Consider the following 9,896-nt stretch of genomic DNA (forward strand, 5'->3'; position numbering starts at 1 on the left):
GCTGCAGCTGTGGACGCAGCCGCTGTGGATCGTGCTGTGCCTGTTGCCCTACGCCGCGGTGGCGCTGCAGGACCCGGGCAAGTTCGGCGAGTTCTCCACGCTGGCCGGTCGCATCTCCGGCAGTGCGGAGTTCGATGCGCTGATGTTCGGCGCGGCGGCCACCGTGGCCTTCTCGCTGGTGGTGCAGATCGGCGAGCAGGTCGACTACCTGCGCTTCCTGCCCGAGAAGACGCGCGAGAACCGCTGGCGCTGGTGGGGCGCGGTGCTGGTGGCCGGGCCGGGCTGGATCGTGCCGGGCATGCTGAAGATGCTCGGCGGCGCCTTCCTCGCCTTCCTCGTGCTGCAGCAGCAGATGCCGACCGACAAGGCGATCGAGCCGACGCACATGTACCTGGCCGGCTACGCCTACGTGTTCGACGATGCGCGCTGGGTGCTCGCGGCCACGGTGCTGTTCGTGATCGTCTCGCAGGTGAAGATCAACCTCACCAACGCCTACGCCGGCTCGCTGGCCTGGTCGAACTTCTTCGGACGCCTGACCCACAGCCACCCCGGCCGCGTGGTCTGGCTGGTGTTCAACGTGCTGATCGCCGTGCTGCTGATGACGCTGGGCGTGTTCGGCGCCCTGGAGAGCGTGCTCGGGCTGTACAGCAACGTGGCGATCGCCTGGGTGGGTGCGCTGGTGGCCGACCTCGTCATCAACAAGCCGCTGGGCTGGAGCCCGAAGCACGTCGAGTTCAAGCGTGCCCACCTGTACGACATCAACCCGGTGGGCATGGGCGCGATGCTGGTGGCCACGCTGATCTCGGTGGTCGCGTACGCAGGGGCGCTCGGGCCCGCCGCGCAGGCCTACGCACCCTTCATCGCGCTGGCGGTGGCCATGGCCACGGCGCCGGCACTGGCCTGGTGGACGCGTGGCCGCTACTACGAGGCGCGGCCGGCCGAGCGGCTGTGGCGGCCGGGCCAGTCGGTGCGTTGCTCGGTGTGCGAGAACGACTTCGAGTCGGACGACATGGCGCACTGCCCGGCCTACGGCGCGCCGATCTGCTCGCTGTGCTGCACGCTGGAGTCGCGCTGCCACGATCGCTGCAAGACCGACGCGCGCGCTGCCGACCAGGTGCGCGCCGCGCTGGCCGCACTGCTGCCGCGGCGCTTCAGCCAGGCGGTGAACTTCCGCGTGGCGCACTACCTCGTGGTGCTGGTGTCGCTGCTGGTGCTGCTGGCGGTGGTGCTCGGCGTGGTCTACGAGCAGCAGAAGGCCCTGCATCCGGGCGCGGCGCAGCAGCTGGCCGAGCCCTTCCTGCAGGCCTTTGCGCTGCTGTCGCTGGCGGCGGCGGTGGGCGCCTGGTGGATCGTGCTCGGCAGCGAGAGCCGCCACATGGCCGAGGAGGAATCGAACCGCCAGAACCAGCTGCTCACGCGCGAGATCGAGGCCCACGGCCGCACCGACGCCGCACTGCAACGCGCCAAGGATCTCGCCGAGGCCGCCAACCAGGCCAAGACGCGCTACGTGACCGGCATGACGCACGAGCTGCGCACGCCGCTGAACAGCATCCTCGGCTATACGCAGATCCTGCTGAAGGACGACCGGCTGCACGGCGAGCCGCGCCTCGCGGTCGACACCATCCGGCGCAGCGGCGAGCACCTGCACGGCCTGATCGACGGCCTGCTCGACCTGGCGCGCATCGAGGCCGGCAAGCTGCGCCTGGACATCGCGCCGATGTCGATGCGCGAGTTCCTCGACGACATCGTCGGCATGGTGGCGCCTCAGGCGGCGGCCAAGGGCCTGTCGTTCGAGCTGAGGACCGAGGGCCGCGTGCCGGACTTCGTGCGCGCCGATGCGCGGCGGCTGCGCCAGATCCTCGTCAACCTGCTGGGCAACGCGGTGCGCTTTACCGACCGCGGCGGCATCGTGCTCAGGCTCGACTGCAGCCGCGAGGTGGTGCGCTTCGAAGTCGGCGACACCGGCATCGGCATCGCCGAGCAGGATCTCGAACGCATCTTCCTTCCCTTCGAGCGCGGCAGCGCCGGGCGGCGCAGCGGCGAGCCGGGCACCGGCCTGGGCCTGACCATCACCCACCTGCTCACGCAGCTGATGGGCGGCGAGCTCACGGTGAAGAGCACGGCGGGGCAGGGCAGCACCTTCACCGTGCGGCTGTACCTGAGCGAGACCGCCGAGGCGCCGGTCGAGCGCGGCGTGCCGCAGCGCCCGGTGACCGGCTACATCGGCGCGCGGCGCACGCTGCTGGTGGTGGACGACCAGCCGACGCAGCGCCAGATGCTCGCCGGCCTGCTGCTGCCGCTGGGCTTTCGCCTGCGCGAGGCGGCCAGCGGCACCGAGTGCCTGCAGAGCGTGGCCGAGCAGTGCCCCGACGCCGTGCTGCTGGACATCACGATGGACGATCTTGACGGCTGGCAGACCGCGCGGCGCATCCGCGAGGCCGGCTTCACCGAGGTGCCGATCCTGATGGTCTCGGCCAACGCCTTCGAGAACCAGGCCGAGAAGCTGGCCGCCGCCGGCGCGCAGGGCTTCGTCGACAAGCCGGTGATCGAGTCGGAGCTGCTCGCTGCGCTGCAGCGCGTGCTCCAGCTGGAGTGGGTGGCCGAACTCGCGGTGCCGGGCTGGATGCCGAGTGCTTCCGGCGACTTCGAGCTGCCCGAGGAGCACGCACGCACGCTGGTGCGGCTGGCGAGGCTGGGCCACCGGCAGGGGCTGGTGCTGGCGCTCGAGCGGCTGGTGCACGAACACCCCGACTGTGCCGCCGCGGCCGGCGAAGCGCGCGCGCTGGTCGAGCGCTTTGCCTGGAACGAGCTGATCGAGCGGCTGCAGCGCTCGCTGCCGCGGCGCGACGAGGAGGCCGTGTGAACGCTGCGCCAGTGCGCGACGTGGTACTCGTCGTCGACGACACGCCGTCCTCGCTCGGCGCGCTGTGCAGCGAGCTCGAGGCCGAGGGCTACACCGTGCTCGTGGCGCCCGACGGCGAGGCAGCGCTGGCGCAGATCGACCTGACCGTGCCCGACGCCATCCTGCTCGACGCGCTGATGCCGGGGCTCGACGGCTTCGAGACCTGCCGCCGCATCAAGGCGCAGCCGGCCTTCGCGCACGTGCCGGTGATCTTCATGACCGGGCTGGCTGAGACCGAGCACGTCGTCGCCGGCTTCGCGGCCGGCGGTGTCGACTACGTCGTCAAGCCGGTTCGCACCCAGGAGGTGCTGGCGCGGCTGGCCACGCACGTGCGCAACGCGCGGGCGGTGCGGCTGGCGCGCGAGGCGGTCGACGTCGGCGGCCTCGGCGTGCTGGTGCTCGACGCGCGCGGCCGGCTGGCCTGGCGCTCGCCGCAAGCGCAGGCCCGCCTGGCGGAGTGCTTCGGCGCGGAGGGCGAGGCCGCCTGCATCGCGTGGCTGATGCAGGCCGGCGACGAAGCGCAGCGCAACGCGCCGGATGGGCGCGTGCTCGGCGCACGCCGCCTCGGCGAGGTCGGCCTGGGCGAGACGATGTGGCTGCTGCAGCTGCGCGAGGCCGGCGAGGCGCCGGCGTCACGGCTGGCCACGGCGGCGCTGACCCCGCGCGAGACCGAGGTACTGTCGTGGATCGCCAAGGGCAAGACCAACCGCGACGTCGCCGAGATCCTCGGCATGAGCCCGCGCACGGTCAACAAGCACCTCGAGCACGTGTTCGAGAAGCTCGGCGTGGAGACACGCGCCGCGGCCGCGGCGCTGGCCAGCCGCGAGCTGCGCTGAGCCTTCAGCTGCGATAAAAACGATAAATATGAAAGTCTTGCCCGGGTCGGTTGTCGGGCCGGATCGCGTGAACTGTGTCACTTCGAGGCTGAATTCACCGCTGTGAGGAGAGATGATCTCGCAGGCTCTGCCAGAGTGGCGCGCCACCCGCCAGGTCGCCACGCGCTGCGGCGTCTTCGAGCGTCCGCGCCAGCGCGCCGGCGTCGGCATCGCCCAGCGTGGCCAGCACGCTCTTCAGGCTGTGCGCCAGGCGGCGCAGTGCCGGCGCGTCGTCGCGGGCCAGCGCGTCGTCGCCAGCGCTGACGTCGGCCGGGAACTGCGCCACGCAGCTGGCGCGGTAGGCGAGGAACAGGCCGCGGTCGCCGGCGAAGTGGCGGGCGATCGCCGCTTCCTGCCCGGCGCCCAGCGGGCCGGGCTGCGCCGGCGCTGCGGCGGCGGCCGCGCCGCCGGCGCCCACCGCCTCGCGCACGCAGTCCTCCAGTTCGAGTACCGAGATCGGCTTGGACAACTGGCGCCAGACGTCGAAGCCGGCCAGCCGTGCCTGCATCGCCGCGTTGAGCCCGGCGCTGAACACCGCCAGCCGCGCCCCGGCGCGCTGCGCGGGATGGTCGGCCAGGTGCTGCAGCAGGTCGAGACCGGTTTCGCCGGGCATCATCAGGTCGGTGACGATCAGCGCGAACGATTCGCCGTCGGCCAGCCGCTCGCGCGCCTGCGCCACGCTGCCGGCTTCGACCAGCTCGATGTCCAGGTCTTCCAGGGCCAGCGCGACGAAGCGGCGGATCGACGGGTCATCGTCGACCAGCAGCACGCGCGGCCGGCTCATGGCGCGGGGGAAGGCGCGGGCGCGGGGGTGGCGCCGAGCGCCTCCGCCAGCAGCGACGGCAGTTCGGCCACCAGGTTGGGCTTGTGCACCACCGGCACGCCGGCCAGCGCGAAGGCGTAGGGTTCGCGCTGCGATTCGTCGAGCGAGGTGATGACGATCAGGCGGCTCTGGCGGAACTGCGGGTGCGAGCGCAGGCTGGTGATCAGCGTGGCGCCGTCGATGCCCGGCAGCAGGATGTCGACGATCAGCACGTCGGGCTGCAGCTGCCCGGCCATCGCCAGGCCGACGAAGCCCTCGTCGGCCACGTGCAGCTCGACCTGCGGAAACTTCTGGCCGACCAGCAGGCGCACCAGGTTCTGGAAGTGCACCGAGTCCTCGATCAGCAGCACGCGCTGGGCGCGCTTGCCCGCGGTCCGGCCGGCGCCTGCATCGGCCGGCCTGGCGCCGCCGCGGCGCTCGGCCAGCCAGCGCTCCACCGAGGCGCGCGAGATGCGCCGGTGGCCACCGGGCGTCTTCCAGGCGTCGAGCTCGCCGCGATCGACCATCAGCTGCACCGAGCGCACGGCCAGCCCGAGCAGGCTGGCTACCTCGATCGTGGTGTAGGGCTCCGAGGAAATGGAGGGGTCGTCGCTGGCCATCGCGTAATTTTGCCGGATTGGGCGTCCGATGGCGAGAACAACGTAAATGATAAAAGTGTTTTGATTGACAATCGCGACACCTTACGACGGAGTTTCCCGCCATGAAGACCCGCTTCCAGGCCCGCGCGCTGCTCGCGGCGGCGCTGCTGACGCTGGCTGGCGCCACGCAGGCCGGCCCGGTGCTCGATCGCGTGAAGGCCGCGCAGGCCGTGCGCGTGTGCATCTGGCCCGACTACTACGGCATCACCTTCCGCAACCCGCGCACGCAGCAGCTCGGCGGCATCGACATCGACCTGTCGGCCGAGTTCGGCCGCGAGATGAGCTGGAAGATCGAGTACGTGGAGAGTTCGTTCCAGAAGCTGGTCGACGACCTCAAGGGCGACCGCTGCGACGTGGCCATGTTCGCCGTCGGCGTGCTGCCGGCGCGCGCCGCGCAGCTCGCCTTCACCCGGCCCTACCTGCAGAGCGACATCTACGGCATCACCACGCGCAGCAACCGCGTGGTGCGCGAGTGGGCCGACATCGACAAGCCCGGCGTGCAGGTGGCGGTGCAGGCCGGCACCTTCATGGAGCCGGTGATGGCCGCGGCGCTCAAGCAGGCGACGATGGTGGTGGTCAAGCCGCCGGCCACGCGCGAGCGCGAGCTGGAAGCCGGCCGCGTCGACGTGTTCATGACCGACTACCCATACAGTCGCCGCCTGCTCGACAACGCCGACTGGGCCATGCTGATCTCACCGCCCAAGCCCTTCCACGTGCTGCCCTACGCCTATGCGGTGAAGCAGGGCGACGAGGCCTGGCTGGCCACGCTCGACGAGTTCGTCGCGCGCATCAAGCGCGACGGCCGCCTCGAGGGCGCCGCCAAGCGGCACGGGCTGGGCGGCATCGCCGTGCTGCAGCCCTGAGAGGAGCCGGGCGGGTGTCTTCGTCCCCCGAGCGCCAGCGCTTCGCTTCCAGGCGCCTGAGCCGTGCCGTGCCCTGGGCCGGCGCGCTGCTGGCCCTGGCGGTGCTGGCCGCGGTCGCCTGGCTCGGCTGGACCGAGCACGAGGAGAAGATGGAGACGCAGCGCGCCCGCAACGAGCTGCTCGCGCGCGTGCTCGAGGAGCAGTCCACCCGCACCGTCGAGACCACGGCGATCGCCATGGCCTCGCTGGCCGAACTGCTGTCGACGCAGACCCTCGCCCAGATCGACGAGGTGACGCCGCTGCTCAATCAAGCGATGGTCGGCCTGCCCTTCCTGCGCAGCATGGCGGTGGTCGATGCGCAGGGCCGCGTGCTGACCAGCACCGTGCCGCGTGACGTTGGCATCTCGATCGAGCCGCAATGGCTCGGCAACTGGCCGGCGATCGACCGCGACCGCCTCGGCACCTTCATTGCGGGCCGCACCCTGTCCGACATGGCGCGCCGTGACGCGGCGGTGCCGGCCACGGTCGGCTTCGTGCCGCTGATGCGAGGCATGCAGCTGCGCGGCGGTGACCCGGCGCTGCTGGTGGCGCTGGTCAACCCGGATGCCTTCGCCAACCAGCTGGAGCTGACCGTGGCCGACCGGCTCGGCGGCGCGATGCTCACCGGCTTCGACGGTACGCTGCTGGCGGCCACCGCCTCGGTGCCGCTCGCGCCCGGCACGGCGCTCGCCGGGCACCCGGTATTCCGCGACTACCTGCCGGCGCGCGAGCACGCCACCTACCTCGGCACCGGCGTGCGCAGCGACGATCAGCTGGTGGCCTTCCGAGTCTCGCGCTCGCGGCCTCTGGTGGTGCTGGTGGAACATCCGCACGCCGCGGTGGACGTCGCGTGGTGGCAGGGCTTCCGCCCCTTCGCCGCGATCGGCCTGGTGGTGCTGCTGGCCGTCGCGGCGATGACACTGCTGGCCTGGCGCAGCCTGCGCGCCCGCGAGACCGCGCGCGCCCAGCTCGACCTGGCGCAGGCCGAAGTGGCGCGCCGCGAACGCGAGCTGAGCGTGACGATCCGCAGCGTTCAGGACCTGATCTTCCGCACCGACGAGCGCGGCGCGATCAGCTTCGTCAACGAACGCTGGCAGGCCATCGGCGGCGACACCGCCCGGGATGCGATCGGCCGCCAGCTGCACGAGCTGGTGCTGCCCGAACAGCGAGCGGCGGTGCGCTCGCTGTTCAGCCCCGATATCCGCATCGCCGTGCGCCATGCGCAGGCCACCGTGATGGGTGCCGGCGCCGAGCGCACGCGGCACTTCGACGTGGCGGTGGTGCCGCTGGTCCACGGCGAGCGCATCGTCGGTTTCGCCGGCAGCGCCGCCGACGTGACCGACCGCGTGGTCGCGCAGCAGAAGCTGCAGACACAGCTGAAGATCTCGGCGCTGATGCTCGAGATCAGCCCGCTGCCGCTGTCGATGCTCGACACGCTCGGCCGCTACCTCAGTGTCAACCAGGCCTGGGAAGACTTCACCGGCCGGCGCCGCGAAGACGTGATCGGCCAGGCCGCGGCGAGCTACCTCAGCGCCGAGGAGGCCGCGCTGCACAGCGAGCGTGACCGCGAACTGCTGCGCAGCGGCGGGCGCATCGCCTACGAGGCGAGCGTGCGCCACCGAGACGGCTCGCGCCGCGACGCGATGCTGATCAAGGTGGCGGTGCCGGGCGACGACGGCGCGCCGGCCGGCATCCTCGTCGTGCTGATGGACGTGAGCGAGTTCCGCGCCGCCGAGCGGGCCACGCGCGACGCTCGCGACGCAGCCGAGGAGGCCTCGCGCGCCAAGAGCGAGTTCATCGCCAACATCAGCCACGAGCTGCGCACGCCGCTGCAGTCTATCCTCGGCTTCTCGGAGCTGGGCATGGTGCGCGGCCGCCAGCACGAGAAGCTGGCCTCGATGTTCGCCGACATCCACGCCTCGGGGCAGCGCATGCTCGCGCTGGTCAACGACCTGCTCGACGTCTCGAAGATCGAGAGCACGGTGGGCACCTTCCACCTCGAGCGCACCGATCTGCGCACGCTCGTGCGCGAGGTGGCGCGCGAGATCGACCCGCTGCTGGCCGGCCGGCAGCTGCGCCTGGAGCTCCAGCTTTCCGAGCTGCCCCTGGTGGCCAAGGTCGACCCGATGCGCTTCCAGCAGGTGGTGCGCAACGTACTTGCGAACGCGATCAAGTTCTCGCCCTTCCACGGCGTCATCGAGCTGAGCGGCGAGACCACGCCGGCCGGCGAGATCCGCATCGGCATCGCCGACCAGGGCCCGGGCATACCCGCCGACGAGGTCGAGCGCGTCTTCGAGGCCTTCGTGCAATCGAGCCTGACCAAGGACGGCTCCGGCGGCACCGGCCTGGGCCTGGCGATCTGCCGCAAGATCATCGAGGCGCATGGCGGGCGCATCCATGCCGATAACCGGCCCGAAGGCGGTGCGGTGTTCCTCATCCACCTGCCGGCGCGCGGGTCGGTGGAGACGGCGCCGGTGCCGTTGTGAGGCGGCGCCGCTATACTTGCCGCCAGCGCTGATTTGTTCCGGATTGCGAGCGCTTTATAAGTTCAGCTAAAGAAGGACGCACACCCGGCGTTCCGCTTTGGCGGCGCCGGGTGTCTTCGTTTGGGGCCTCATGGGATCGCTGGGTCACGTCGAATCGAAATCGATGGCGTTCGTCGAGCCGTTGCCGCTGAAGAGCGGCGCGACGCTCGCGGACTACACGCTCGTCTACGAAACCTACGGCACGCTCAACGCCGACAAGAGCAATGCCGTGCTGGTGTGCCATGCGCTGAACGCCTCGCACCACGTGGCCGGCACCTACGCCGGCCAGCCGAGAAGCGAAGGCTGGTGGGACAACCTCGTCGGCCCCGGCAAGCCGCTGGACACCGACCGCTTCTTCGTCATCGGCGTCAACAACCCCGGCTCCTGCTTCGGCTCGACCGGGCCGATGCACGTCAACCCGGCCACCGGGCGCGTGTACGGCGCCGACTTCCCCGTCGTCACCGTGGAAGACTGGGTCGACGCACAGGCCCGTCTGCTCGACCGGCTCGGCATCGGGCAGCTCGCCGCGGTGCTCGGCGGCAGCCTGGGCGGCATGCAGGCCTTGAGCTGGTCGCTGCGCTACCCCGACCGGCTGCGCCAGTGCATCGCGGTGGCGACCGCGCCGAACCTCTCCGCGCAGAACATCGCCTTCAACGAGGTGGCGCGGCGTGCCATCGTCACCGACCCCGAGTTCCACGGCGGCCACTTCTACGCGCACGGCGTGGTGCCCAAGCGCGGGCTGCGCGTGGCGCGCATGATCGGCCACATCACCTACCTCTCCGACGATGCGATGGAGAAGAAGTTCGGCCGCGCCATGCGCGCCGCCGAGCTGGGCTACTCCACGCAGGAGATCGAGTTCGAGATCGAGAGCTACCTTCGCCACCAGGGCGACAAGTTCAGCGAGTACTTCGACGCCAACACCTACCTGCTGATCACGCGCGCGCTCGACTATTTCGACCCGGCGCGCGAGCACGGCGGCGACCTCACGCGCGCCTTCGCGGCGGCGAAGTGCCGCTTCCAGATCGTCAGCTTCACCACCGACTGGCGCTTCTCGCCGGCCCGCTCGCGCGAGATCGTCAAGGCGTTGCTCGACAACCGGCACCGCGTCAGCTACGCCGAGATCGACGCGCCGCACGGCCACGACGCCTTCCTGCTCGAGGACCCGCGCTACCATGGCGTGCTGCGTGCGGGCTTCGACAACCTGGCCAAGGAGGTTGGCGCATGAGCCCGC

General features: G+C 71.0%; 7 protein-coding genes. 5 read left to right on the plus strand and 2 right to left on the minus strand.

Annotated elements, in window-relative coordinates:
- A partial coding sequence (locus AB7U92_RS14515; RefSeq protein WP_428578066.1) for a hybrid sensor histidine kinase/response regulator occupies positions 1–2,863 on the plus strand: 2,863 nt, incomplete at its 5' end.
- The gene (locus AB7U92_RS14520) at positions 2,860–3,738 is read left to right on the plus strand and encodes a response regulator (RefSeq protein ID WP_428578069.1); all 879 of its coding nucleotides are present in this window, start codon (positions 2,860–2,862) and stop codon (positions 3,736–3,738) included. The genes AB7U92_RS14515 and AB7U92_RS14520, both read left to right, overlap by 4 nt.
- Positions 3,739–3,832: 94 nt before the next feature.
- Here the strand turns inward: AB7U92_RS14520 and AB7U92_RS14525 are convergent, their stop codons facing one another.
- Positions 3,833–4,561 (minus strand): Hpt domain-containing response regulator, encoded by a 729-nt coding sequence (locus AB7U92_RS14525; protein WP_428578072.1) that lies wholly within the window; start codon positions 4,559–4,561, stop codon positions 3,833–3,835.
- Complete coding sequence (locus tag AB7U92_RS14530; protein WP_428578076.1) at positions 4,558–5,199, minus strand: helix-turn-helix domain-containing protein; 642 nt, start codon at positions 5,197–5,199, stop codon at positions 4,558–4,560. The genes AB7U92_RS14525 and AB7U92_RS14530 overlap by 4 nt, the downstream gene beginning before the upstream one ends.
- A 101-nt stretch (positions 5,200–5,300) precedes the next feature.
- On the opposite strand from AB7U92_RS14530, the gene AB7U92_RS14535 reads away from it, so the two are divergent.
- The 3 genes from AB7U92_RS14535 (at position 5,301) to metX (ending at position 9,890) form a co-directional block, all read left to right on the plus strand.
- Positions 5,301–6,101, plus strand: coding sequence for an ABC transporter substrate-binding protein (locus AB7U92_RS14535; protein ID WP_428578079.1), 801 nt, complete (start codon positions 5,301–5,303; stop codon positions 6,099–6,101).
- Positions 6,102–6,115: 14 nt separating this feature from the next.
- Positions 6,116–8,626, plus strand: a complete 2,511-nt coding sequence (locus AB7U92_RS14540) for a sensor histidine kinase (RefSeq protein ID WP_428578082.1) — start codon at positions 6,116–6,118, stop codon at positions 8,624–8,626.
- A 130-nt stretch (positions 8,627–8,756) separates the two neighbouring features.
- Complete coding sequence (gene metX / locus AB7U92_RS14545) at positions 8,757–9,890, plus strand: homoserine O-succinyltransferase MetX (protein ID WP_428578085.1); 1,134 nt, start codon at positions 8,757–8,759, stop codon at positions 9,888–9,890.
- The last annotated feature ends 6 nt before the right edge of the window (positions 9,891–9,896 follow it).

Origin of the sequence: Piscinibacter sp., assembly GCF_050175855.1 — a bacterium.
Classification (GTDB): Bacteria; Pseudomonadota; Gammaproteobacteria; order Burkholderiales; family Burkholderiaceae_C; genus Piscinibacter.

Excerpts from the sequence above, each read along its gene's own strand:
- AB7U92_RS14525 (WP_428578072.1), bottom strand. The coding sequence starts at position 4,561 with ATGAGCCGGCCGCGCGTGCTGCTGGTCGACGATGACCCGTCGATCCGC.
- AB7U92_RS14530 (WP_428578076.1), bottom strand. The coding sequence starts at position 5,199 with ATGGCCAGCGACGACCCCTCCATTTCCTCGGAGCCCTACACCACGATC.
- AB7U92_RS14535 (WP_428578079.1), top strand. The coding sequence starts at position 5,301 with ATGAAGACCCGCTTCCAGGCCCGCGCGCTGCTCGCGGCGGCGCTGCTG.
- metX (WP_428578085.1), top strand. The coding sequence starts at position 8,757 with ATGGGATCGCTGGGTCACGTCGAATCGAAATCGATGGCGTTCGTCGAG.